The sequence below is a fragment of the Streptomyces sp. CRN 30 genome, from assembly GCF_034105845.1.
This window is the reverse complement of record NZ_JAVRHI010000506.1, coordinates 107,566-132,900: the sequence shown is the minus strand read 5'-3', so window position 1 is coordinate 132,900 and position 25,335 is coordinate 107,566. Positions and strand designations below refer to the sequence as shown.

Below are 25,335 nucleotides of genomic sequence, written 5' to 3'. Positions count from 1 at the left end.
GGGCGACTCGGCCTGACGAGCTTATGGGGCCGAGGACGCTCGATCCGACCGGTCCGGGGAGGACCCGTGACGCAGGAGCCCGTGAACGGCCCCGGCTCGGCATGGGAAGCTGACCCCATGGAGAATCCACCCGACCGCCTTGGCGAGATGCCGCCGCTGAGCGACCGCGCGGCGCCGGCCTATCCGATCGCCTCGGTGGAGAACACCCTGCGCATTCTGCTGCTGCTGAGCGAGCGCAACCACTTGAATCTCGCGGACGTCGCCGCGGAGCTGGGCATCGCGCGGTCGAGCGCGCACCGTCTCATGGCGATGCTGGCGTACTACGACTTCGTGCGGCAGGACTCGGCCTCGCGGTTGTTCCGCCCCGGTGCCGCCCTGGTCGACGTCGGGTTGTCCGCCGTCCGCGGCCTGGACGTCCGGGTTCTGGCACGGCCTGTCCTGACCGAGCTGGCCACCTCCACGGAGATGACCGCTCACCTGGCGCTTCCCCGCGGGCGGGACGTCCTCTATGTCGACGGCGTGGAAAGCCGCCGTACCATCAGGGCGGCGCTGCGCACCGGAGACACCTTGCCCGCTCACGTCACGGGGGTGGGCAAGGCCCTGCTGGCGACCCTGAGCGACGACCAGCTGCGCCAGCTGTACCGGGACGCGCCGCCCCAGGCCGTCACCGACAGGTCCCTCTCGGATGTCGAGTCCCTGCTCCAGGATCTGCGAACGGCCCGCGAGGCCGGCTATGCCGTCAACCGTGGTGAGAGCGAGCCCGGTGTCCTCTCCCTCGGAGTGGCGTTCAGCCTGCCGGAACCCGGGATGTCCGCGGCGCTTGGCCTGGTCTGTCCGGAGGCGTCCGCTGATCCCGAGTGGGAGCCGCGCGTCGCGGCCCGCTTGAAGTCAGCGGCGGCCGAACTGGCCAAGGAGATGAGCGCCTACCGCTTCTGAGGCCCCGCCTCGGACGTGCCGGGTGTCCGGCCGCGGACACGCCAGGCGGCGCCGACTCCAACGGCGTCCCGGTTGGCCGGCACGTTGTGCACCCGGACTCCCCAGGCGCCCGACGCGGCGGCCAGGGCGGACACCGCCGTGGTGGCGGCGTCGCGGGCCGCGGGACGGGCTGTCCGCTCCGGTCCGAAGCCGCGAAGGGCGGTGAGGAAGGACTTCCGGGAGGCGCCGACGAGCACGGGCAGGCCGAGCGCCGTAAGGGCCGGAAGCCGGGACAGGAGCATCCAGTCGTGCTCGGGACGCTTGGCGAAGCCCAGCCCCGGGTCGAGGATGAGCTGCCGCTCGTCCACGCCTTGTTCGGTCAGCCTCTCAACACGTCGCACGAGCTCCGCCCGTACGGTGTGGACGACGTCCTGGTAGTGGGCGTGCCGGTGCATACTGCTACTCGGTGCCCGCCAGTGCATCACGACGTACGGCACACCGGTGGACGCGATCAGGCCGGGCATGCGTGGGTCGGCCAGACCGCCGCTGACGTCGTTGACCAGGCAGGCTCCGGCGTCCAGAGCGGCCTGGGCCACCTCGGCGTGCATGGTGTCGATGCTGACGCGGACACCTGCACGGGCGAGTTCGCGTACGACCGGTGCGACCCGTGCGAGTTCCTCGGCCGCCGGTACCGGTCGGGCCCCGGGCCGGGTGGACTCGCCGCCGACGTCGACGATGTCGGCTCCGTCGGCGGCCAGGCCGAGCCCGTGCCGCACAGCACTCGCGGTGTCCGCGTGGACGCCGCCGTCGGAGAAGGAGTCCGGTGTCACGTTCAGGATGCCCATCACGACGCACCCTGCCGCACCGTGCGGTGCGGGCAGGGCATCGAAGGAGGGCGTCGGTGTCCGGGCGGCGAAATCCGTCATGAGCGGGACGGGCTCTGCCGCGCCGCCGCCAGTGTGTTGGCCAGCAGCATGGCGATGGTCATCGGGCCGACACCGCCGGGCACGGGGGTGAGGAGCCCGGCGTGGCCGTCCAGCTCTCCGGCCCGGACGTCCCCTCGGAGACCGTCCGGAGTGCGGTGGATGCCGACGTCGACGACAACGGCGCCCGGCTTGACGTGGTCGGCGCCGATGAGGCCGGGCACACCGGTGGCCACGACGAGGATGTCCGCCAACCGGGTGACGGAAGCCAGGCGGAGCGTGTGGCGGTGGGCGACTGTGACGGTGGCGTCGCGCTGGAGGAGCATCCGGGCCATCGGCCGTCCCACCAGTTCGGAGTGGCCGACGACGACCGCGTGAGCGCCCCGCAGGGTGACTCCCTCGGTGTCGAGGAGCTTGAGGACGCCGGCCGGGGTGCACGGGCGCAGACCGTCCGCTCCGCGGGCGAGCAGTCCCGCGCTGGTGGTGGTGAGGCCGTCTACGTCCTTGTCGACGGGGATACGGTCGATCAGCGCGCCCGCGTCCAGGCCGCCTGGGAGCGGCAGCTGCAGGAGGATGCCGGAGACGTCCGGGTCCCGGGCCAGTTCGTCGATGACGGCCGCGACCTCGGTCTGGCAGGCGTGCGGGGGCAACGCCCGGTGCACGTCGCCCATGCCCGCCTCGCGGATCGCGCGGCGTTTGGCGGCCACGTAGACGGCGCTCGCCGGGTCGTCGCCGACCAGGACGGTCGCCAGGGCCGGCACGCGCCCGTGCCCTCGCGCCGTGCGCGCCACCTCGTCGGCCACGCGTGCGCGGATCTCCCTGGCGGTCTTCTTCCCGTCGATGAGAGTCGTCATGATCGCGCGTCCCCCTGGCGCGGCTCGGCGGGGGTCATGAGAAGACGATGGTGTGGTTGCCGTTGCGGATGACCCGGTCCTCCGCGTGCCACAGGACGGCGCGGGAGAGGACGGCGCGTTCGACGTCCGCGCCCCGGCGCTTGAGGTCCTCGGCAGTCTCGGCATGGGTGACCCGCACGACGTCCTGCTCGATGATCGGTCCCTCGTCGAGGTCTTCGGTGACGTAGTGGGCGGTGGCTCCGATCAGCTTCACACCGCGCTCCTTGGCCTTGGCGTAGGGGCCGGCGCCGATGAAGGCGGGCAGGAAGGAATGGTGGATGTTGATGATCGGCACGCCGACCTGCTCGATGAACCCGGGCGACAGGATCTGCATGTAACGGGCGAGGACGACGAAGTCGACGTTGTCCTTGAGCAGCCGCAGGTGCTCGGCCTCGGCGGCCGACTTGTCCGCGCCCATGGACGGAACGTGAAAATAGGGGATACCGAAAGCACGCACCTCCTCAGCGACGTCCGGGTGGTTGGAGATCACCATCGGAATACTGACCGGCAGCTCGCCGCGGCGATGGCGCCACAGCAGGTCGAGCAGGCAGTGGTCCGACTTGGAGGCGAAGACCGCCATCCGCTTGGGCGCCGAGACGTCGCGCAGGGTGAAGTCGAGAGCGAAGCCCTGCGCCAGGTGCTCGGCGAGTTCTTCGCGCAGGCTCGGCAGCGCGGCCTGGAGACCGTCGAGGGTGAAGAGGGTGCGCTGGAAGAAGGCGCCGGTCTCAGGGTCGGAGTACTGGTCAAGCGAGAGGATGTTCGCGCCGCGACGGCTCAGGAGACCGCCGACCGCGGCGACGATGCCGACCCGGTCCGTGCCCTGCACGACCAGTGAGGCGTGATGCGCGGGTACGGGGCGCCGTCCGGCGGGGGCCGGGGCGTGCTGGGTGGCGGTCACTTCAGTCCCTCCTTGGTACGGAAGTCGTCGATCCAGGTGGAGGTGGCGTCGAGTCCGCCGAAGGTGTAGAAGTGCAGCTTCACCTCACCGTGGACGGCCGGGGCGTACCGCTGAGCCAGGGCGCGGATGAACCGGTCGGGGCCGGCCGTGCCCATCAGGTTCGTCACCGACAGGCCGTACTTTCGGGCGATGGAGGTGCTGGTGCCCACTCCGAAGCGGGCCGCATAGGACAGCAGTCTGCGCACCCCGGCGGGGCCCGGCACGCCGACGCGGACCGGCAGGTGGACACCCCGCTCGCGCAATTCCTCGATCCAGGCGAGCACCGGGTCGGCGTCGAATCCGAACTGGGTGATGACGTCGGAGGCCAGACCCTCGGACGCCAGGAACGCCGCCTTCTGTTCGAGCGCCGACCACAGGGCGGCCCGCGGAATCTGCGGGTGCCCTTCGGGATATCCGCTCATCCCGATGTGCCGCACGCCGTACCGGTGCGGCAGTCCGGAGCGGATGACGTCGAGGGAGTCGGTATAGGGGCCGTGGGGACGTGCGGGGTCGCCGCCGACGACGAAGAGATCGGACTGTGTGTCGTCGTCCCGCAGGGCGGTGAGGAAGTCTTCGAGTTCCTGCCGGGAGAGCAGGCGCCGGGCGGAGACGTGGGGCACGGGGACGAAGCCACCGTCCTTCACCGCCCGCGCGGCGGTCAGCCGCGTCGACAGGTCCTCGTTGCCGAGGTAGGTCACGTTGATGCGGGTGCCCTGGGGGATGAGCCTCCCGGCGGAACGCAGTTTCGGCGTGTCCTTGCCGGTCATCTCCAGTGAGAAGTCCCGCAGCAGCAAGGCCGCACCGGTTGTCGTGGACGAGGGGACAGTGGTCATCGTGCTCCTTGCTCGCGGATGAGGCGGCGACGGTCGGGCCGACGGCATCGTTGTGTGCGGACACCGTTGCGCTGGCTCGTGAAGTCCGCCCCCTTCCGGCGACGCGGCCGGCCCGGCCGGTGTGCGGGGCGGGCGTGAATCACCGGCCGGGCCGGAGACGGGGACTACCGGTCGCGGTAGGCGCCTCGGGCGAACCGCACGTAGGGGGCAGGCGCCACCGTCGCGCGGATCTGCACCTGACGGTGGGCCTCGACGCCCGGCTTGGCGGAGTTGGGGTTCTCGCCCCACACCACCGTCACCTCGGTGCCCGGCTCGCTGTGGGCGAGATCGACGGTGGCCAGGGAGACCATGGCCCGCTCGTTGGCGATGTAGCCGACGTCCATGGAGATGCCGGCGAGCTGACCGTCGACGAGGACCTTGTCGCTCTGGTGGAGGGCGTAGCGGGCCTTGGGGAACTCGATGAACTTGGCAGGCAGTTCGTCCGACCGGTAGAGCGAGCCGATGGCCGCGGCGACGTCGTCCGCGTTCCAGACCAGCGTGACCTTGGTGCGGCGCGGCTGCTTGGCGATCTCCTCCAGGGCCGCGCGGCCGACGAAGTCGTGGTCGAAGGCGACGATGGAGCCGTAACCGATGTCGTACGGCGTCACGTAGTAGTCGGTGACGTCCTCGGAGTCCATCGAGCCGCCCAGCGAGCCCATGGCCTCGGTGCTGAGCCACTCGCGGTAGCCCTTCATCTTCTCCCCCGAGAAGACGGCCGGGAACGGGGCGGGCACCCAGGCCGACTCCAGGTTCGCGGTGGAGTACGCCTTGGCGCCGGCCCGGACCAGACCGAACTCGTCACCGACGGCCAGGATGGCGTCGCGGACCGCGTCGCCCTCCTCCCAGGGGCCGAAGAGCTCGAAGCCGGGCTGGCCGGCCATGCCGTGCCGCAGGGCGCGCACCTGGTGACCCGCGATGGTGAACGTGGTCATGTGGAAGAACTTGACCGAGGGAACCGGGGCTCCGGTGACCTTCTCCAGCAGGGCCACGGCGTTCGGGCCCTGCACCTCGAAGCGGTAGACCTTGGGCGGTCCGGCCACGCGGTCGTAGGAGTTGTCGTCCCGTTCGGTCGTGGCGTTGTAGTCGCCGGTCTCCAGGTTGTACTGCACCCAGTCCAGCACCATCGGATGTCCGACCAGGTCGAACTTGTCCTGCTCCAGGTGGAAGAGCACGGCGTCGCCGATGAGCTGGCCGTCGTGGTTGACGGCCACGTACTGCTTTGCCCGCCCGGGACCGAACCTGGCGAAGCTGTTCACCCCGAGGTCGGACAGCAACCGCAGCGCGTCGGGACCCTCGATGTACAGGTCGGTCATGTGGTGCGACTGGTCCAGCAGGGCGACCGAGTCACGCCACGCGCGCTGCTCGCTGCGCCAGTTGGTGAACTCCGCGGCGACGGGAAACGTGTGCGGCCGGATCGGGGAGTTGCGCAGCAGCGCCACCGCCCCGCCCGCTCGCTCGATCGCCTGCTCGACGCTCTCCTGGCTCATGTCCCGCCTTTCCCGTGCTGAGCGTCCGTACGGGGGTGTGGCCGCAGGCCGCTGCCTCGTGTGCCGCACTCCGCTGTCTACTCAGTAGAATGTGTGTCTGGTCCGTAGAACATTAGGTGGCGGGTAACGCCGGCGCAATAGAGGGAGCCGAAATTGTCAACAGCCGAGGGGCACGGACCGCCACGCCGCAGAACCGCAGCGGGGCCGCGCTCCGGTCCCGGAGGGCGCCGCTGGGCGACCACCGTCAACCGCGGCGCCGTCGTCCGTGCGGCCCTCGCCACGGCGCTGCCTCTCGCCGTCGGGCTCATGGCCGGCCGGCCGCTGTACGGCGCGCTGGTTGCCATGGGCGCCCTCAACGGCATCACCAGCGACAGCGGGGCCGGCTACCGAACCCGCATCCGTGCCATCGCCCTGCCGCAGCTCGCCGGCGCCGCCGGCCTGCTCTCGGGCGCCGCGGTACTCGGCCGGGGATGGCTGACGGTCGCGGTGGTGACCGGCACCGCGCTGGTGTCGGGCCTCATCTCCGCTCTCGGCCCCGTGGCCTCCGCGTCGGGCCTGCTGCTTCTGCTGAACACGGTGGTCGGTGCGGGGCTCCCCATGCCCGGACCGTGGTGGCTGCCCCCGGCGCTGATGACGCTCGGTGCGCTGCTCGTCCTGGCCTTCGCCCTGCTCGCGTGGCCACTGAGACCGTGGGCGGCGGAGCGGGCCGCCGTCGCGCAGGCGTACCGTGCCGTCGCCGAACTGCTGTCCTGCTGCGCGGACGGCGCGGCGGCAGAAGCCGACTACGACGAAGCACGCCGCGAACTCACGCACGCCTTGGACAAGGCGTACGACCTGCTGGCGGCTCATCGACCACGGCAGGACGAAGGAAGCGAGCCCGCCCGTCTCACCGCGCGGCTCGACGCACTGACCCACCTCGTCGAATCCGCCCCCGCCATCCGCATCGGCGCGCGCGAAACGTCACCCGGCCTGCCGGCCGCGCTGCACCGGGCGGCCGACGCCGTGGAGGCCGGCCGCCCGTGGGAGACGGCCGACACCGCTGCCACCGCAGGCCGGGAGAACACCGGCAAGCCGGTGAACGATCCGACTGTCGGCAGGCCGGCCGGTTCCCCCGGCGGCCTGGGCCGGTTCCTGGCGCTCCCGGCCGCGTCCTGGCGTTACGGCATACGCCTGGCTGCGTGTATCGGGCTCGCGCAGGCCGTCATCTCCCTGGTTCCCGTGCCACGGTCGTACTGGGTCCCCCTCACGGTCACCTTCGTGCTGAAGCCCGACTTCGGTTCGGTGTTCTCCCGGGCGGTCCTGCGCGTCGCGGGTACGGTCCCCGGACTGGCGGTGGCGGCCGTGGTGTTCGTGGGCATCCCACGGGGATGGTGGGACGTCCCTGTCGTCCTGTGTCTGGCCGCGCTCATCCCGGCTCTCACACCTAGGGGATACGGACACCAGACCGCCGCCATCACCCCGCTGATCCTCCTGCTGTCGGACATGCTCAGCCACCAAGGTGCGGCGGTGGTACTGCCGCGCCTGCTCGACTCGGCGATCGGTTGCGCGATCGCCCTCGTCGCGGGCTACCTGCTCTGGCCGGAAAGCTGGCACACCCGAGTCGGAGCGCGACTGGCGGACGCCGTCGAGGATCTGGCCCGCTATACGGAACGGTCCCTCGGCACCTCCGGGACAGCCCCGTCGTCGCCGGGCCAACTGCGCCGTCGCCTCTACCGGGACCTCTCGGCAGTACGTACGGAACTGCAACGCGCGCTGGGTGAGCCGGCACCGGCCGGCAGCAGGGCACTGTCGTGGTGGCCTTTGGTGACCGCTGTCGAGCGTGCGGTGGACGCGACGACCGCCGCACGCATCCAGGTGGCCCAGGGATCGGCCGCTCCCACCGAAGCCGACGTCACCGGCCTCGGATGCCGGATCAGCCGCCTGGCGCAAAGCCTGAGACAGACGCCGGCCGAGCAGCCGTGTCGCACCGCGGAGGCGTTCGGCGCCTCACCGGGCACGTCCGACGTCCTTGAACCGTTGCGCCGGGAGGTCACCGCCATGGAGGCGGTGGCGCGCACACTGACCCCCGCCGGCGTCGCGTCCAGCTGTGTGGGTCGCCGGCGCGAGGCGGCGGCCGTCAGCTCCGCACAGGCGGAGTGCCGTGGGTGTGGAAGGACTCGATCGTCTTCAGACCCCACGCCTGTCCCTTCGCACGCTCGGCCTCGGTCCAGGTGACCAGCGGCCAGTCCGGATCGAGGACCAGACGGGTGAGCGGGTTGCACAGCTCGATCCGGTTGCCGCCGGGCTCGTAGACGTACAGGAAGAACGTCTGCTGGATCGCGTGCTTGTGCGGACCCGTCTCGATGAACACACCCGTGTCGATGGCGAGGTCGGCGGCGCGCAGGATGTCCTCGCGGGAGTCCGTGGCGAACGCGATGTGGTGCAGGCGGCCCTGGGAGCCGGTCCAGTCCTCGGTGTACACCACGTCGTAGGACTTGTTGGTGAAGGTCAGCCACTGTCCCGCGATCCGCCCAGAGTCCAGCCGGATCTGCTCGGTCGGCCGGGCGCCGAGCACCCGGCTGAGGAAGCCGCCGTTGGCGGCGACGTCGGAGGCCAGGAAGTTGACGTGGTCCAGGCGTCGCACGCCGACACCATGACCGGGCTTCGCCTGTGGCTGGTTCTTCAGGGCGGGCGCCAGCGCGTCCGGAGCCTGGTAGCGCTCGGACTCCCAGTAGAGGGCCAGTTCGTGTCCGTCGGGATCAGTGGTGACGAAGAGACGGCCCAGACCGGGTTCGTCCTCCGTCCAGCGTCCCGCGTGGCCGGTGTTCTCCAGTTCCTTCACCCGACGCAGAAGCGCCTCCTCGCTGGAGGCGCGCAGCGCGGTGCGGCGGACACCGGACGTGGTGTGAGAGGTCAGGACCAGGCTGTGGTGCTCGTAGTCGTCCCATGTACGCAGGTACACGGAGTCACCCGAGCGGCCGTTCACCGTCAGCCCCAGGTACTCGGTGAAGAAGGCGACGCTGGCCTCCGGATCAGGGGTGAGCAGCTCCACATGGCCGAGATGGGCGATGTCACCGAGGGGCGGGGTCATGATCGTGTCTCCTGACGGAAAGGGGATGCGAAAGCGGTCGGCGCGGCTGGCGCCGGGGTGCCGCGCAGCGCCTGGATGACGCCGGCAGCGTGGGAACGGGCAGCCGTCTCGGCGGCCCGCGGATCCCGGGCCCTGATCGCCTCGACCAGGGCCTGGTGCTCACGAAGGGACTGCGCGGGGCGGCCCGGTCGTAACGCGAGGTGGAAGTGGTGGCGGACGAGCTGGGCGTTGAGCCGGTCCAGCAGCTCGCACGCCATGCGCTGCCCCGACAGCTCGTTGACGCGTGCGTGCAGCCTGCGGTTGAGATCGGAGTAGGCGACGACGGCACTCTGGGCGACCGCGGTGGTCATCCGGGCGAGAAGCTCGTCGAGTTCGTCGATCTGCGAGTCGGTGGCGTGCACCGCGGCCCTGGCCGCGCAGAGCCCTTCGAGCACCATGCGGCACTCCGTGATGGTGACGGCCTCCTCCACCGTGACCACCCGTACCCGCGCACCGCGGTGCCGGACGCGCTCAACCAGTCCCTCGACAGACAGGTCGAGCAGGGCCGCGCGCAGGGCGGCCCTCGTCACGCCCAGCCGTTCCGCGAACTCGGTCTCCAGCACCCGCTGGCCGGGTACCAGGTCACCGAGCAGGATCGCCCGCCGCAACTCGTCGTGTGCGTACTGTCTGGCAGCCTCGCCGGAGACCGCCAAGAGGTTCCTGGGCATCTGCGCCTCGCTCGGTACGGACGGGTGCCGGAGGCCCGTCCTCACTCGTGGGGTCACCGGCACAAGGGCTGCGGATCACGCGGCGGATGCACCGCGCACGTCCTGCTCCGGCGGACACCACGCGGAGCCTGAGGCCCCTGATGCGGCGATCGTCGATCCAGAAGGTCCGGATGCCGACGACGAGTTCGCCCCGTTTCCGGTCGGCGTCGACCCAACCGACAGCGCCGCAGTACGGACCGCGGTCCGAAGGTTCGAGCTCTCCGATGACCCGCAGTGCGCGCTCTTTGGGAGCTCCGGTGACCGAACCGGGCGGGAAGGTGGCGTCGAGCAGATCCGGCCAACCGACGTCCTGCCTCAACTCGCCCTCTACCGAGGAGACGAGATGGACAAGACCCGGATGCTTCTCGACCGCGCACAGCTCGGGAACGGTGACGCTCCCCGGAGTGCAGACGCGGCCCAGATCGTTGCGGACCAAGTCCACGATCATCACGTTCTCGGCGTGGTCCTTCTCCAGCAGATCGCTGGCGGTGCGGCCGGTTCCCTTGATGGGCTTCGAAGTCACCGTCCGTCCGCGGCGGCGCAGATAGAGCTCCGGCGAAGCGGTCGCCACCTCGATGTGCTGCCCGGGGAGACGGACGACGCCGGCCTGCGGCGCGGGATTGTTCTGCCGCAGCGCATGAGCCAGACACAGGATATCGGCGTCCGGTGAACTGCCCCCGATCGAGCGAGGTGTCCCACCGCTGCGGTTCGGGGCCCCGCCGGCGGGCCGGCGCCGTCCCGGTCGTCGACGCCCGTACCTCCGCGAACCGTGCGCAGATGACCTCGCCCTCGAAGCCGGCCACCACCGCCCAGAAGCCCTCCGAGTCCAGTGCCGCAGGGCCGTTGGTGACGTCGAGCAGACCGGTCGCGAGCAGTCCGTCCCAGCTGGCGACCGCATCATGCGTCAACATCGGCGTCTGTACTCCTTGCTTGCTGCTGGGGCGGCCGCCGCATAGGCGGGGTGTCTGACGCCAGATGCGGGCAACTGAACGGTTCGGCCGGATTCGGGTGGGGTGGTCCTGTTGTCCAGGGTGTCGGCCACCGAATGCTCCCTTGGAAGCTACTGGGCAGAACGTCTTTCTGTCTACTAGAAAAAATCTCTGGCTCTTGGAGATTCCATCAGGGTGCCGACGACCGGGACGCACCGTTGCGCAGCGGCAGAGTCGCCGGTCCCCGACTTGCCGGATCAGCGCGATGGCCGAGCCTGTAAGCGTGCTGATTCCTTCCTCAGGTGAGGCCCGGGAACTCTCCGCGGCGGCGTTGCCGAAGCGTGATCTGGTGCGTCCGCGGCTGGCTCGGAGTCACGACTGCACCGGTCGGTCGCAGGATTGGTGCGAGACGTACTCAGTGCCGCAGTCGCTGTGGATCACGAAGTCCAGCCCCAGTCCGCCACGGCCGTGGGTCACGTCGAGGGCATCGATGACGAGCTCGGCGCTGGTGGCCGGCCACCGCGTAGCCGACGGCCTCGCGGGTGGCCAGGTCCGGCCGGCAGGCGGGGCGAGCCAGCCACCGGCGGTGGCACAGGCAGGTGATGTCACCGACCAGCTTGGTCCCGGGTCGCTCGGCGTGGAGGTCGCGGCCGATCAGGTCTGGGAGCACCTTCTTGTCCGGGTGGGTCGGAGGGGACCACTGTCGGCCGTGGGCCAACGACGCTGACCCGGAGCGGATCACCCCCGAGCCTGCGGGGATGCTCCGAATGTGGGGTGATGAAGCAGGCATGCGCTCAGCGCGAGGCGGCCCGGTGGATGCGTGGGCAGGCCGGCCGCGTCTGCTCGGTGCTTCAGCATCCGTATCGAGGCGGCCGGCCACCGGCCCTGGGCGGTGGCTAGCGGGCCAGTACGACGGTGAACTCCTCATTGGGGCAGTCGGCGAGCTGGTCTTCGTGAGCCTCGTGCTCACCCTGGTCGACGGCCAGTGCCCATCGGGCCGGAGTGGGGCGGGGGCGGTGTGGGCGGAGACGGGCAGGAGCAGGGCGGCGGCAGCGGCGGAGAGCATGACGGTACGGCGTACAGGGGGATGTCTTCGAAGAACCGGTCAGTGGCGGTCCTGGCTACCGGCAGACGGCTCCGGCGCGCCCGGGACCGGCGGCACGGTCATCGGATCGCGAGGAGAGGCCGAGGGGGAGCGTCGGCTCCCTGCGCGCCCCCCTACTCCCTGCGGGTCGGGGAGGGGCTTTGCCGGCAGGGTCCGGGCCCGTACGGCGTGCGGTGGCGGTGGCGCCCATGCCTTCGGAGCCGACTGTTGATCAGGCTGCGTGTGCGGGCCCGGAGGAGCTCGAACGAGATCTGGCGACACGGCCGGCAGGTGCGGCCGCTGCGCTTGAGGGCGGTGCCCCGCTGAGCGAGGGTAGGTCTCGCCGTTTCAGTGACAGTTCTGGGGACCACTTGGGGACCACACGGTGCCCGCGTGCCTCCACGACACGCCTGCTACCGCACGTTGCGCACCCTGATTTCGAGTTGTATGTGGTGACAAAAGGGATTGCCCTTGCTCCTGGGGATCAAGGGGTCGCAGGTTCAAATCCTGTCGTCCCGACTGGAGACGGTCGCATGTAAGGGCTGGTTCCGGAGAGATTCGAAACCAGCCCCTGATCATTTCTGGGACCGGTGGGGGACCGGGCTTCCCTGACCGGGCCGGCGGGCCATGGTGATCGGGCCGGGAAGCGAGCGTGGGGCGCGGACCGCGGTGAGGTGTGCGGCGAAACGGGCCGGTTCCGGAGTGATCCGAGATCGGCCCTCCATCGTTGCCGGCCTCAGTGGGCTTCGCCGGGGGCGGGGGCGGTGGTGGAGAAGGTGCGGGCGCTGGGGACGAGCGCGGCGGCGGCCGGCGCCGCGAAGCAGACGACCGCGCAGCCCGCGAGGACCGATGTGGTGCCGAAGGCGTCGATGGCAGGGGCGATGGCGGCGAGTCCGACCGGGGCGAGGCCGTAGGAGAGCAGGAAGTCCAGGGAGGAGACCCGCGCCAGCTTGTCCGGGGCCACCTCGCGCTGGGCGGCGGTGAACCACGGCACGTTGAACAGCTCGATGCCGACGCCGGCGACGGCGTACGCGGCCATCACGACGGCCGGGTGTACGGGGAACAGAAGACTGAGCGGGGCGAAACCGTAGGAGGCGAGGCCGGCCAGAGCGGCCCGGCCGGGGGAGCGGGGGCGCCATCGGGCGATGAGCAGCGCGCCGCCCAGCGCGCCGGCGGTGTAGGCGGTCATCGCGCCGGCGAGAACGACCTCGGTGCCGTACTCGTCCCGGCTGACCAACGGCAGGGCGACGCCGGTCGCGGAGTATCCGGTGGCTATGACGGCGGTCAGCGCGCCCAGGCCGGCGAAGAACCAAGGGTGCCTGCGGGCCTCGCGGACACCCTCGGCGAACTCAGCGGCGAACGACATTCTGTCCGTGCCGGCCGAGGGATCCGGCGTGCCGCTCGCGGCTCCGGTCCGTACGCCCGCTCCGGGGACGCAGGCCGCGACCAGCCAGAGCAGTCCGATACCCACCAGCAGTGCCCAGGTGTCCAGGAAGACGGCGAGCAGCGCGGCCAGGGAGGGACCCACCAGTGTGGTGACCCGGACGGACAGTGTCATGGCGGCGTTGGCCTGCTGCCTCCGGCCGGCGTCGACGACGTCGGCGGTCAGCGCCTGGTAGGCGGGCCGGCAGGCGCCCTGGCCGGCTCCCGCCACCGCGGCGGCCATCGCCATCAGGAGCACCGAGCGGTCCAGCCCGAGGGCGATCACGGGAGCCGAGGCTCCGGCGGCGAGCCCGGCCCACAGGACGACGCCCCGGCGGGAGTGCCGGTCGGCCAGCACCCCGGCCACGGGCACCGCGGCGAGGAACCCGACGGTGCGCGCCGCGAGCAGCAGGCCCAGGTCTGTGGCGGCCAGGGTCCGGTCGAAGACGGCGAGTCCGAGGACGAAGGGAAGGGCCCAAGTGGCCAGGCCCGATGCCGTTGCGCCTGTCCAGAGGCGGAGGAAGGCGAGGTCGAGCAGGATCGAGCGCTGCCTGGGAGGCGGAGCCTCGGCGGGTGCGGGCGGGGCGGACGGGGCGGATGGGGTGGGCACGAGGGAGCACTCCTGTCCTGTCGGGGACGGCGGCCGGACGGTGAGCCGTACGACGAGCCTGGCGCGCGCCGGCCGCAACAGCCGTACCCGGCACGGAGGTTGTGCGACGCCGTCATGTCGACAACACACTATCGCAATGACAATCATTTCTATTAAGGTGCAGTCGGCTGCGGTCGACCGCCTGTGCGGAACGAGCGCCATGGCCCTGCTCCGTCCTGCCCTGCCCCGTTCGTCTTCACCACGCAAGAAAGTGTGGGTAGCTCACGTGCCTCCGCCCTCGACCTCCATGCCGTCGGCCGACGCGGCCTCGGCCGGACCGGCCGAGGGGCCCGTGTCCGCGTCGGCCGCGTCGGCCGCCGCGGCCGGGAAAGGCCGGCCGCCCGCGTCCCGCAAGGCACTGCTGGCCGGCTGCGCGGCACTGACCGCCGTCCTGGTCGTCTCCGTCGTCGTCGCCATCGGGCTGGGCCCCGCGGTCGTCACCCCCGGGGAGACCGCCCGCCATCTGTGGGCGGCGATCAGCGGCGGGCGAATCGGTGCGGACGAGGTGACGACGTATCAGATCATCTGGCAGATCCGCACTCCGCGGGTGCTCCTCGCGGCACTGGTGGGGGCCGGGCTGAGCGCAGTCGGCGTGGCGATCCAGGCCATGGTGCGCAACGCGCTGGCCGACCCCTTCGTCCTCGGCGTCTCGTCGGGCGCCTCCGTCGGCGCCGTCGGCGTCACGGTCACCGGCGGACTCGCGGCCTTCGGCATCCACGCCGTCTCCGTCGGCGCCTTCACCGGTGCGCTCATCGCTTCGCTGCTGGTGTACGCCGCCTCCTCCCGTCGTGGCGCGCTGTCACCGCTGCGCCTCGTACTGACCGGCGTGGCCATGTCGCTGGGCTTCCAGGCGGTGATGAGCCTGATCATCTACTTCGCGCCGGACAGCGAGGCGACGAGCATGGTCCTGTACTGGACGATGGGCAGCTTCGGTGCCGCGACCTGGGGCGCGCTGCCCGTCGTGTCCGTCGTGGTGCTGGCCGGGCTCGCGGTCCTGCACCGGTACGGGCGGGTGCTCGACGTTCTCTCCCTCGGCGACGAGACCGCCACGAGCCTCGGCTTCGATCCCGACCGCAACCGTACGGTGCTGCTGGTCCTCGTCTCGCTCGTCACCGGCGTGATGGTCGCCGTCAGCGGCGCCATCGCCTTCGTCGGGCTCATCATGCCGCATGTGGTGCGGATGGCCGTCGGTGCCACGCACGCCCGTGTGCTCGCCGTGGCCCCGCTTCTCGGAGCGGTCCTCATGGTCTGGGTCGACCTGGCGGCCCGCACGCTGGTCGCCCCGCGCGAACTGCCGCTCGGAGTCATCACGGCGCTCGTGGGAGTTCCCGTCTTCATCACCCTGATGCGCCGCAGGGGCTATACCTTCGGAGGACGCTGACATGGCTGCGGACATGAGCGCGGACATGGGCGCCGGAACGGGTGCTGACATGCGTGCCGGCACGGGCACTGGCACGGACCTGAGACTCGACCGGCTCTCCGTGGTGACCGACGGCAAGAGCCTCGTGCACGGGCTCTCCCTCGACGTGCCGGCCGGACAGGTCGTCGGCCTCGTCGGACCCAACGGAAGCGGTAAGTCCACCGCGCTGCGGTGCGTGTACCGGGCGCTGCGGCCCACCTCCGGAACCGTCTGGCTGGGCGACCAGGACCTCACCCGGCTGCCGCTGCGCCAGAGCGCCCGGACCATCGCGGCCATGACCCAGGACGGCGGCGTCGACTTCGACTTCACCGTCGAGGAGGTCGTGGCTCTCGGACGCGCACCCCACCTGCGCGGGAACCAGGCACTCGGCCGCCGCGAGCGCGAGCTGTGCGAGCGGGCGATGGACCGGCTCGACATCCGGCACCTCGCCGACCGAGGAGTGCTCACCCTGTCGGGCGGGGAGCGCCAGCGCGTCCTGCTGGCCCGCGCGCTCGTACAGGAGCCGGAGTTCCTCGTCCTCGACGAACCGACCAACCACCTCGACGTCCGCCACCAGGTCGGCCTGCTCTCGTTGCTGCGTGGCTCGGGGCTGACCGTCCTCGTCGTCCTGCACGACCTGAACCTCGCCGCCGCGGCCTGCGACCGGCTCGGTGTCCTCTCCCAGGGCCGCCTGGTCGCCTCCGGTGCCCCGGCGGACGTGCTCACGGCGGAACTGGTAGCCGATGTCTTCGGCGTCGCGGCCAGTGTCGTACCGCATCCGCTCACCGGCGGCCCCCAACTGCTCTACTCGCTCGACTCCCGCCCCTGAAAGGCTCTCTCTCGCATGCGAACCACCCGAACCCGGGCCGTGCCCCGGCAGTACACCGCTCGCGGATCCGCCATGGCGGTCACCATGGCGGCCGCCATGACGATCAGCGGCTGCGGTGCCGAGGTCGAAGCGGACGCGAAATCGTCCGACACGGCCACGGTCAAACGCTGCGGCGAGCCGGTGCGGTACACAGTGCCCGAGCGTGCGGTCGCCTACGAGGGCGGCAGCGCGGACAAGCTGTTCGCGCTCGGCCTCACCGACCATGTGCACGGCTATGTGATGCCGCCCGCCAACCCGCCGGTGAGCGAGTCGCCGTGGGCGTCCGAGTACGCGAAGGTGAAGATGCTCAGCGACGACCTTCTCAACAAGGAAGTCGTCGTCGAGGCCGAGTCCGACTTCGTTCTGGCCGGCTGGAACTCCGGGTTCAAGGACGAACGCGGCATCACACCCGAGATCCTGGACAAGCTCGGCATCCAGAGCTTCATGCACACCGAGAGCTGTTTCAACTACCCCGGCCACCCGGAGCGGGCGAGCCCCTTCGAGGCCCTCTACACCGACTTCGAGCGACTCGGCAGAATCTTCCGGGTCGAGGAGAAGGCCACGGAAGTGGTCGACGGACTGAAGAAGCGGGTGGCACAGGTCGAGGCCGCGGCGCCCACCGGCGAGGCGACCCCGGTATTCCTCTACGACTCCGGAACCGACCAGCCGTTCACCGCCGGCAACCAGGTGCCGCCCGACGACATCATCGAGAAGGCCGGCGGCGAGAACATCTTCCACGGCCTCGACGAGCGCTGGACCCAGGTCAACTGGGAGTCCGTCACCGAGGCTGAACCGGAGGTCGTCGTCATCCTCGACTACGGCGACCTGCCCGCCGAGAAGAAGATCGACTTCCTGAAGAAGTCGCCGCACACCAAGGAACTCCCGGCCGTGAAGAAGAACAACTTCTTCATCCTCGACTACAACGAGGGCATCAGCGGCCCCCGCAACATCGACGGCCTGGAAAAGTTCGCCGACTACCTGCGCGAACTCAAGGGCTGAGCCACCCCACCCCACTTCATCCCACGCCACGGCCCGCGCCGGGCAGGCATCGACGGCCGCCCGGCAGGCCGCACTTCACCTTGCCCGCCACCCAGTCGCAGGACACGTGTGACAAGGAAGGAACCATGGACACGGACATGCACACGGACATGTACCGGAACGCGATCGGCGAGGCGCTGCTTGAGCAACTGCCCCCGCCCCTGTCCGCCGAACGGATCATCGCCCTCAACCAGCCCAAGGCCGACCTGCACACCACCCGCTCCTACGAGTGGAACGGCTGGGACTTCGACGTCCCGCCCGGCGTCTTCATCCCCGGCTGGACCAGCCGTTTGATCCACGAGCGGCTGCTCGACGGCCGTATCGAGACCCGCGGCCTGCGGTACGCGGCCATGGGGGTCGGCCTTGGCGTCGAGGCGGTGGTGGCCGGTCTGAGGGGCGCCCGGGAGATCCACGCGCTCGACGTCCACCCGCAGAGCGTGGCCGCTGCCACCGGTCACTACCGGCGCCTGGTCGACGAGAGCCCGGACACCGCGTTCCACCCCGCCGTGAGCGACGTCTTCGACGCTCTCCCCGACGACGTACAGCTGGACGTCGTCACCTTCAACCCGCCCGCCGTCAGCCAGACCGTCAGCGACGACCCGGACATTGTCCGCAACGTGTGCGTGGGCGCGCCGCTGCTGGCGAGATTCTTCGCCCAGATCGCGGAGAAGGACCTGCTGGCCCCCGGCGGCCGGATCTACGTCATCGCCTCCAACACCGCAGATCTGCGGGCCCTCGTACAACACGCCCTGGACCACGGGCTCAGCCCGCGGGTCGACCATCTCCACGACTGGCAGGACGGCGTGCTGACCTTCCTCTTCCGCATCACCCACGACACGCCCCGCACCGGAGGCCGACGATGAAGAACACCGAGGAACTCCTGGCCGGCGTCCTGGCGGGCGATCACGGCCCCCGCCCCACCGGCCTCGTGGCCACCAGCGTCTTCTGGGTGCACCACGGCACGCGGCTGGCCGGCGGGAACACCACCTACCTCAACCAGTACGTCCTTGTCCGGCTGGGTGACTCCTTCGGTGCCTGCGCCTTCGAGGCGGGCGAGGTCGACGCGTCCGTATGCCGCGACGGCTCCGGTGCCGCGCTCGACACGCTGCTGAGCGAGGGGCCCCGCCCGCTGCGAGTCGCCGCGCTGGACGCCTACCTCGGCGCGGCCCGCCCGCACCGGGAGGCCACCGGGGCGGAACCGGTCACCCTGCCCGCCGGAACCCCCGAAACGCGCGCGCATGCCCGGGACGCGGCCATCGCCGGGCTCCTGGACATCGAGGCCGGTACGAGGGTAGGCCTCATCGGCGTGGTCAACCCGCTCGTCGCGGCCATCCGCGAGCGCGGCGGTGACCCGCTGCTCTGTGACTTCAACCTGCGCACCACCCAGTGGGGCGACCCGGTGACCGACGACATGCACGAGGTCCTCGACACCGCCGACGCCGTCGTCGCCACCGGTATGACCCTCGGCAACGGCAGCTTCGACACCGTCCTGGCCCGCTGCCGCGAGCGCGGCGTGCCGCTGGTGGTGTACGCCCAGACCGGCAGCGCCGTGGTGCGCGCGTTCCTCGGTACGGGTGTGACCGCGCTGTCCGCGGAACCGTTTCCCTTCTCCCAGTTCAGCGCCGAACCCACCACCCTGTACCGCTACCGGGCCGCGGCCGGCGCATGACGGCCGCCACCCGCCTTCCCCAGGCCGCCGCCCGCGCGACGGTGGGCACCGGGCACGCCGCCTGCCATCACGGCGAGATCCTCCAGGGCGTCTTCCTCGACGAACGGCGCCGCTCCGTGCACGCGCTGGTCACGCTGCCGATGAACGGACCGGGCAGCACCGCCCGGTTCGCGCGCCGGCCCGGCAGCCCGCCGGACGAGGTGACGGTGGTGCCCGACGGCCGGACCAAGGCACGGGCGGCGGCCGTCCTGGCCGTCCGGGAGTGTGCCGCACTCCGTGACACGGACCCCTGCGGCGGGGAGCTGACCCTCACCGGGGACCTTCCCGTCGGCCTCGGCATGGGCTCCTCCACCAGCGACGTCATCGCCACCGTGCGGGCGGTCGCCGACTCCTGGGGCCTGCGTCTGCCACCGGAGACCATCGCGCGGATCGCGGTGCGCGCGGAGGGCGCCAGTGACCCGCTCATGCACGGCTCGGGACCGCTGCTCTTCGCGCAACGGGAGGGCCGTGTCCTGGAAGTCCTGGGCTCCGCGCTGCCGCCGGCCGTGGTGGTCGGCTGCCTGCTCGCCGGCGGCGCCCCCGTCGACACCCTCTCCCTCCCCGACCTCCCGACCCCCCACCACGACGACGACCTCGCCGCCTACGCACACCTGCGCCGCATGCTCTGCCGTGCGGTGGCCGACGCCGACACCGCGCTGCTCGGCCGGGTCAGCACCGCCAGCGCCCGTCTGCGCCAACGCGTCCTGCGGCACAAGGAGTTCCCCACCCTCACCGGCATCGCCGACCGCACGGGAGCCGTAGGCGTGCAGGTCGCCCACAGCGGCAACGTCGCCGGCATCCTCTTCGACCCCCGTACCCCCGGCCTGCGCGACAGGCTGCGCCGCTGCACCCGCGCCCTGTCACGCGAAGGCTGCGCGCCGACCCGGACCTTCACCACCTGAGCGTCTCCCACCAGCGTCACCAGCGTCACCAGCGACATCAGCGAGCCCAGCGACATCAGCGAGGAGTTCCCGTGGACGCACACATCTCGGAAGCCGTCGGCCGCCCGGACCTGATACGTCTCGACGACGGCGTCGTCTGCCTGCGGTTCGAGACGATGAAGGTCGTCTCCGCCCTGGCCGCCGTACGCCACCTGCTCGACACCGGAACCGTCCGGCGCGGTGACACCCTCATCGACAGCTCCAGCGGCATCTACGCCTATGCCCTCGCCCTCGCCTGCCACCGGTACGGCATGCGCTGTCACATCGTCGGCTCCACCACCGTGGACCACACCCTGCGCGTCCAGCTCGACGTACTCGGCGCCCACCTGGAGCAGATGCCGCCCAGCACCGACCTCAAACTGGACCAGAGCCGCCGCGTCGCCCGCGTCCGGGAGATCCTGCGCGACCACCCCGACTACCACTGGATGCGCCAGTACCACGACGACGTCCACTACCTAGGCTACGAGGCCGTCGCCGAACGCGTCTTCACGGAGACGGGCGGGGGTCCCTTGACGCTCGTCGGCGGCGTGGGCTCGGGGGCCTCCACCGGCGCCCTCGCCCACTATCTGCGCAAACGCTCCGTCGACGTGCGACTCGTCGGCGTCCAGCCCTACGGCAGCGTCACCTTCGGCAGCGAACACGTCGCCGACCCCGAGATCATCATCGCCGGCATCGGCAGTTCCATCCCCTTCGGCAACGTCCGCCATGAGCTCTACGACGCCGTGCACTGGCTCGCCTTCGACGCCGCCCTCGCCGGAAGCGTCGACCTCCTGCGCCGGCACGCCGTCTTCGCCGGCCTCTCCACCGGCGCCGCCCACCTCGTCGCCCACTGGGAACACCGCGAAGCCCCCGACCGCACCGCCCTCTTCATCGCCGCGGACACCGGCCACCGCTACACCGACACCGTCTTCGCCAGACACCGTGAAGCGGTCCGCATCGAGGATCTGAAACCCCTCCCGGTGAGCGACACGGACGAACTGGCCCTTCCATGGTCACGAATGAGCTGGAACGGGTCGCCGGCGCCTGAGGCGGCGGTCCTCAGGTAGACCGCGAGCGCGCGCCCTACGCTGAGCCAGCGGTACGACAACGGGCTCGCTCACGGCATCCCGGGTGACGTGAGCGAGCCGCCGCGCAGCGAACAGCGGGGCTCTGTCAGTGGTGGGTGACAGCATCGGAGCATGGCGAAGAACTCACCATTCGACTGGCGGTCCTTTCTGCTCAAGTGGAGCGGCGAATGGGCGGATCGCCCGCCGAACGACATGGCAGCGAGCGAGGACGACAACGCCGCCCGGCGGGCGCGGTGGCTGGGTTTCCCGGCCGCGTCCGAGGAGCGGATCACGGCCATGGAGAAGCGTCTGGGCCGGCGGATGCCTCCCTCGTACCGGGAGTTCCTTGAAATCAGCGACGGGTGGCAGCACGCCGGGGGATTCGTGTCGCTGCTGGCGGGAAGCGCTCACGCACGCTGGCACAACGACGAGTCGGGACTCGCGGACGTCTTCGAGGTGTACCTGGACGAGGACGCGGGGCCGGAGGAACGGCGGGAGGCGGATCTCTGGCGGCGGGGGTTGCAGCTTGACGTCGAGTCGGACGCCATGTACGTCCTGATGGACCCCGAGGATGTGGACGAGGACGGCGAGTGGCCCGTGTACACATGGGCCGGCTGGCGGGCCGCGCCACCCGCGCGGCACGCGGACTTCGCCGCGTTCATGCGGGACATGCACCGCGAGTTCCACAGTCTGCGGGCGCACCCGGGCGACGGGGAGCCGGAGTTCGTCAACGACACGACGCGGATGCTGGACGCCGCGGTGGAGGAGGCCCGGCTGGAGGCACTGCGCGGCGGCTGGGAACAGGCCGAAAAGGTGCTGGACGAGGCCAAGGCGTACGGCCGGCCACGGGCCGCGGGGCTGGGCGACCAGATACGGCGTCTGCTCGGACAGACCTACACGGTGTACTTCGACGGCCTGGTGACGAACCCGCGGTACGCGGCCGAGCTGCTGCCGCCGCTGGTCGCGGAGCACGCGGCGCACTCGTACCGGGACGACTCCACGCTGACGGGTCATCTGCGGGGCGCCGACGAAGACCTGGTGTCACTGGCCTACGCGACGCTGGAGCGGGTGCGCGGCGGCACGTACCGGTACGCGGCGGCCGGGCCGTTCGGGGAGGCGGTCGAGCGGGCGCGGGAGCTGGCTCGGTGGGGGGACACCGATGGGGCGTGGCGGACGCTGGTGGATGCCCTGCCGCTGTGGGAACCGCTGGGACCGGATCTTCTGGCCCCGCTGGGATGGGTGGCCGATCCTTTGCTCGGGCCGCTGCTGACTTCCGAGCGCGGACGCGAGCTGCTGTCCACGCCGAGGGGCGGGCAGGCGGGCGAGGCACCGACTCCGACGGCCGGCCTCGACCCCGGTGGCCTGGCGTGGCTCGCGGAGCCCGATCCGGGCAACAACCGCACGTCCTACCGGCTCGTCCTGGTGGAGGGGGTGGAGCCGCAGGAGCTGTCTCCCCGTCTGGCGGACGGGGAGGACACGGCACTGAACGAACCCATGACCCACTGGGACGCCAGACACAGGTTGTCGCACAACCGGAGAGAGTCCTCGTCCTACGACGACAGGGCTCTCATGGCGGTCGGCCGGGCCGGTACCGGCTGGAGCTTCGCCTTCGACGGCGAGCCCGCAGCGTTCAGCCGTCAGCGGTTCGTCTCCCCCGCCTCCGCGGCCAGTGCGGGTACCCGCGCGGTAGTGGTGTGGAGTGGCCTCAGAGCATGGCACGGGGAGCCGTTCTTCCACGTCTCGGTGGCACGGGACGGCGCCGAGCAGTACGCCTTCAGCTACGCGGACGGAGAGATCCAGCGCCACGGGGACATACCGCAGGCGCTGGATCCGAGCCGCTTCTTCGGCGTCGCCCTGGAGAACGCGGCCGACGCGGAACGGCCGCTGTTGGCAGCGGTGGCCGGTGAGTTCGGTGTCCATGTGCCGCGCCATGCGATCACGAACGGGCGACTGCACACGTTCACCACCCGCTCCTGGACTCGACCACACCGTTGGTCACGAGGGACCCCATGAGTCAAGGCTTCGACGTACAGAGCGACGACGCCAGGCAGCAGGACGGGATCAAGGACCTGGCGGACGCGGCCGATGCCCTCTAGCAGATCGTCGATGCCACACGGTCGACCGCGGACCGCTACGACGGCAATGAGCAGAGCATCACCGCTGGCTTCGGGGGCGCGTGACCATGGATGTCTTCAGCCGCCTCGGCATCAGCTTCAGCGGGCCGTTCTCTGACACCATGGACCAGATCGTCCGCGGGATCATCAAGCAGTTCGGTCTCGAGGACGATCTGGAAAAGGTCAGCGGCGACAACGAGAAGCTCATGGAGACGGCCGCCGAGTACCGTCAGGCGGCCCGGGATCTGCAAGGTGTCGTACAGGATCTGCAAGCCGAGCGGACGACGCTCCTCACGCAGTGGAGCGGTGAGGCCGCCGACGCGTTCCGGGCGAAGTCGCTGGCGTTTGAGAAGGCCTTGGACGGCGAGGCCGAGGACATGGACACCATCGCCACGCTCCTCGAAACGGCCGCGGAGGCCTGTGCCACCGCCGAGCAGCTCATGATCGACCTCATCGTCGAGATCATCGAGACGGTAGTGACAGTGGCGGCGACGACGGCGATCCTCTCCCTGCTGACAGCTGGCGCCGCGGCGGCGATCGGACCGCTGATCATGGCGGCAGGCGTCGCCCAGAAGGCGCTGAGCCTCAGGGCTATCGAGCCGGGCCGAAAAGCTCGCGACCGAGTTGAAGAAGCCGGGCGCGGGCAAGAAGAAGGCCGAGGACGCCTACCGTATGGGCCTGGCCCGAAACCCGCGGCAAGGTCGACGGCATCGAGGCCGGCAACCAGGCCGACCTGGCACAGTACGTGGCTTACCAGGCGGCCGAACGCGGGGTGAAGAAGGGAATCGTCACTCCGATCGTCGGCCAGGATGTGGGCGAGCCGATCCAGCAGGCGTACACCGAGTACGGGCCCAGCGGAGCCCCCGGCGTGGCACCCGAGAAACCGACAGCCTACGACCAGCGCCCGCAGTCGCAGAGCTTCGATCAGCGTATGGCCACGGCGCCAAGACGACTACTCTGCGCAAAGTGCGGGAGGACTTCGGATGACCCGCGTCGCTGGTGACGGAACACGGAACACGGAACACGGGAGGGCCTGCATGACAGCGGCCAGGACGAACTCCGCGCACCAGGAACTGGAACTGGTGACGACAGCGCTTCAGGGGGAGCCCGCTGCCCACCTCCAGCCCGTGGTGCGCCACGCCCAGGCTCCCAAGCCGCCGAGGCCCCGGCGCTCCCGCGTACCCTCCGCTGCCGGGCGTCGTCCCCACCTGTCCGCCGGACAGCGGGCACTGGTGTCGTCGGCTCAGTTCATCGCCTGGCTGACCGCCCCGCTGGACTTCCTCGGCCGGCTGCTCCTGGCCCCTGTCAAAGGGCTCATGTGGCTCTGCCGGGGCAAGGAGAAGCGCCGGCGCAACAAGAGGTTCGCGGGGGGATGGGACAGTGCCGCCGGGGGCCTCGGGATCGCCATGTACGTCCACGGGGATCGCGTCCTCGCTGTCGGTCAGCGGCGGATCTGTCTGCTCCACGTCGGCGCACACGCGGCGGAAGTCGCCTGGTCGGTCTCCCGCGACGAGCTGACCGGCGTGGAGTTCGCTGCCTGGGACACCCACACCGAGCAGCGGGCCACACTGCGGTGGCACTTCCGGGACGGGTCCTGGTACGACGTACGAACACAGGGACCCGGGTGGAGGACCCTGGTCGACGCCCTGCCCGTATGCTGAGACGCCGACGGCTCCGCTCAGTGCGCGGGCGGGCGGCAGGCACATCGGATACTCCCGGCCCTGCCTCCTGACCGCGGCGTTCGAGGGCCCTTTCGACGCTCTCCGGCTTCACTGCTGGGTAGCCGTCGAGGGTGTGCCGGTGTCCTCGCCGTACTCGGTGAGCAGGTACTCCCACAGCTGCGGTGCCAGAACCCATATCCGGGTCGGCAGGGGGGAATCGTCGCGCAGCGCAAGGAGCGCGCGGTGCGGGTCGATGAACGCCAGGGTGCCGATGGCGTACGTGGCGTCGAACGTCTCGGCCTCGGCCAGGTACTCGGTCGGCCACATCCCCGTCCTTGAACGCGACGCCCTGAACGCCGGCGTGGGCGGAGGCGGCGCGTTCGTGCTGGGTGGGGAAGAGCCCGATTCCGGTCAGGCGGGCGCCGTGGGCCCGTGCGAGATGTACGGCGTGGTGGCCGGCCCCGGATCCGATGTCGAGGACACGTCGGCCGGTGATGCCGCCGAGGATCTCGGCACCCGGGCCGACCCCCTCCCCGGGCGTCCAGGACATTCGGTCGGCAACGGGCGGCACGCAGGCACAGGTCAGCTGGCGCCGGCCGTAGACGGTCCAGGCCTGGGTGTTGGTGCCCTCGA

The 25,335-nt window shown here is 70.8% G+C and carries 21 protein-coding genes and 1 pseudogene; 12 read left to right on the top strand and 10 right to left on the bottom strand.

Annotated elements, in window-relative coordinates; translation table 11 throughout:
- The first annotated feature begins 66 nt into the window (after positions 1-66).
- Positions 67-936, top strand: a complete 870-nt coding sequence (locus UW392_RS58000; protein ID WP_320783559.1) for an IclR family transcriptional regulator — start codon at positions 67-69, stop codon at positions 934-936.
- Here the strand turns inward: UW392_RS58000 and folP are convergent.
- From folP to UW392_RS57975, 5 genes are all read right to left on the bottom strand, one after another.
- Positions 924-1,760, bottom strand: coding sequence for a dihydropteroate synthase (gene folP, locus UW392_RS57995; RefSeq protein ID WP_320783558.1), 837 nt, complete (start codon positions 1,758-1,760; stop codon positions 924-926). The genes UW392_RS58000 and folP overlap by 13 nt on opposite strands.
- 77 nt (positions 1,761-1,837) lie before the next feature.
- Positions 1,838-2,692 (bottom strand): bifunctional 5,10-methylenetetrahydrofolate dehydrogenase/5,10-methenyltetrahydrofolate cyclohydrolase, encoded by an 855-nt coding sequence (locus UW392_RS57990; protein ID WP_320783557.1) that lies wholly within the window; start codon positions 2,690-2,692, stop codon positions 1,838-1,840.
- Positions 2,693-2,726: 34 nt separating this feature from the next.
- Positions 2,727-3,629 carry a formyltetrahydrofolate deformylase gene (gene purU, locus UW392_RS57985; RefSeq protein ID WP_320783556.1) on the bottom strand — a complete coding sequence of 301 codons (903 nt, stop codon included), beginning with the start codon at positions 3,627-3,629 and terminating at the stop codon, positions 2,727-2,729.
- Positions 3,626-4,501 (bottom strand): methylenetetrahydrofolate reductase, encoded by an 876-nt coding sequence (locus tag UW392_RS57980; RefSeq protein WP_320783555.1) that lies wholly within the window; start codon positions 4,499-4,501, stop codon positions 3,626-3,628. The genes purU and UW392_RS57980 overlap by 4 nt, the downstream gene beginning before the upstream one ends.
- Before the next feature lie 164 nt (positions 4,502-4,665).
- Positions 4,666-6,027: an aminomethyl transferase family protein gene (locus UW392_RS57975; RefSeq protein WP_320783554.1), complete on the bottom strand. Its 1,362-nt coding sequence runs from the start codon at positions 6,025-6,027 to the stop codon at positions 4,666-4,668.
- Positions 6,028-6,333: 306 nt separating this feature from the next.
- Here UW392_RS57975 and UW392_RS57970 point away from each other — a divergent pair, with 306 nt between their 5' ends.
- Positions 6,334-8,241: an FUSC family protein gene (locus UW392_RS57970; protein WP_320783553.1), complete on the top strand. Its 1,908-nt coding sequence runs from the start codon at positions 6,334-6,336 to the stop codon at positions 8,239-8,241.
- Here the strand turns inward: UW392_RS57970 and UW392_RS57965 are convergent.
- The 4 genes and pseudogenes from UW392_RS57965 to UW392_RS57950 all read right to left on the bottom strand — a co-directional run bounded on the left by UW392_RS57965 (position 8,144) and on the right by UW392_RS57950 (position 13,819).
- Entirely contained in the window at positions 8,144-9,097 is a 954-nt protein-coding gene (locus UW392_RS57965) for a catechol 2,3-dioxygenase (protein WP_320783552.1), read from the bottom strand. The two genes, UW392_RS57970 and UW392_RS57965, sit on opposite strands and share 98 nt — an antisense overlap.
- Positions 9,094-9,804, bottom strand: a complete 711-nt coding sequence (locus UW392_RS57960) for a GntR family transcriptional regulator (RefSeq protein WP_320783551.1) — start codon at positions 9,802-9,804, stop codon at positions 9,094-9,096. Before UW392_RS57960 ends, UW392_RS57965 begins: the two co-directional genes overlap by 4 nt.
- 100 nt (positions 9,805-9,904) lie before the next feature.
- A pseudogene (locus UW392_RS57955) lies at positions 9,905-10,754 on the bottom strand (chorismate-binding protein); the annotation flags it as partial.
- A 1,838-nt stretch (positions 10,755-12,592) separates the two neighbouring features.
- Positions 12,593-13,819, bottom strand: coding sequence for an MFS transporter (locus UW392_RS57950; protein WP_320783604.1), 1,227 nt, complete (start codon positions 13,817-13,819; stop codon positions 12,593-12,595).
- Positions 13,820-14,288: 469 nt separating this feature from the next.
- Between UW392_RS57950 and UW392_RS57945 the strand changes: the two genes are divergently transcribed.
- The 10 genes from UW392_RS57945 to UW392_RS57900 all read left to right on the top strand — a co-directional run bounded on the left by UW392_RS57945 (position 14,289) and on the right by UW392_RS57900 (position 24,702).
- Positions 14,289-15,308 carry a FecCD family ABC transporter permease gene (locus UW392_RS57945; RefSeq protein WP_414497585.1) on the top strand — a complete coding sequence of 340 codons (1,020 nt, stop codon included), beginning with the start codon at positions 14,289-14,291 and terminating at the stop codon, positions 15,306-15,308.
- A 49-nt stretch (positions 15,309-15,357) separates the two neighbouring features.
- Positions 15,358-16,155 (top strand): ABC transporter ATP-binding protein, encoded by a 798-nt coding sequence (locus UW392_RS57940; RefSeq protein WP_320783603.1) that lies wholly within the window; start codon positions 15,358-15,360, stop codon positions 16,153-16,155.
- Positions 16,156-16,170: 15 nt separating this feature from the next.
- The gene (locus tag UW392_RS57935; protein ID WP_320783549.1) at positions 16,171-17,193 is read left to right on the top strand and encodes an ABC transporter substrate-binding protein; all 1,023 of its coding nucleotides are present in this window, start codon (positions 16,171-16,173) and stop codon (positions 17,191-17,193) included.
- Between the two features lie 125 nt (positions 17,194-17,318).
- Positions 17,319-18,095 (top strand): methyltransferase, encoded by a 777-nt coding sequence (locus UW392_RS57930; RefSeq protein WP_320783548.1) that lies wholly within the window; start codon positions 17,319-17,321, stop codon positions 18,093-18,095.
- Positions 18,092-18,901 (top strand): Rossmann-like domain-containing protein, encoded by an 810-nt coding sequence (locus tag UW392_RS57925; protein ID WP_320783547.1) that lies wholly within the window; start codon positions 18,092-18,094, stop codon positions 18,899-18,901. The genes UW392_RS57930 and UW392_RS57925 overlap by 4 nt, the downstream gene beginning before the upstream one ends.
- Positions 18,898-19,842: a GHMP kinase gene (locus UW392_RS57920; RefSeq protein ID WP_320783546.1), complete on the top strand. Its 945-nt coding sequence runs from the start codon at positions 18,898-18,900 to the stop codon at positions 19,840-19,842. The genes UW392_RS57925 and UW392_RS57920 overlap by 4 nt, the downstream gene beginning before the upstream one ends.
- A gap of 71 nt (positions 19,843-19,913) precedes the next feature.
- A complete protein-coding gene (locus tag UW392_RS57915) occupies positions 19,914-20,927 on the top strand; it encodes a pyridoxal-phosphate dependent enzyme (RefSeq protein ID WP_320783545.1) in 1,014 nt (337 codons plus the stop codon).
- A 132-nt stretch (positions 20,928-21,059) separates the two neighbouring features.
- Positions 21,060-22,940: an SMI1/KNR4 family protein gene (locus tag UW392_RS57910; RefSeq protein ID WP_320783544.1), complete on the top strand. Its 1,881-nt coding sequence runs from the start codon at positions 21,060-21,062 to the stop codon at positions 22,938-22,940.
- Positions 22,941-23,109: 169 nt separating this feature from the next.
- Complete coding sequence (locus UW392_RS57905) at positions 23,110-23,817, top strand: WXG100 family type VII secretion target (protein ID WP_320783543.1); 708 nt, start codon at positions 23,110-23,112, stop codon at positions 23,815-23,817.
- Positions 23,818-24,078: 261 nt separating this feature from the next.
- Positions 24,079-24,702, top strand: coding sequence for a hypothetical protein (locus tag UW392_RS57900; RefSeq protein WP_320783542.1), 624 nt, complete (start codon positions 24,079-24,081; stop codon positions 24,700-24,702).
- 108 nt (positions 24,703-24,810) lie between these two features.
- Here the strand turns inward: UW392_RS57900 and UW392_RS57895 are convergent, their stop codons facing one another.
- Entirely contained in the window at positions 24,811-25,029 is a 219-nt protein-coding gene (locus tag UW392_RS57895) for a hypothetical protein (RefSeq protein ID WP_320783541.1), read from the bottom strand.
- Between the last annotated feature and the right edge of the window lie 306 nt (positions 25,030-25,335).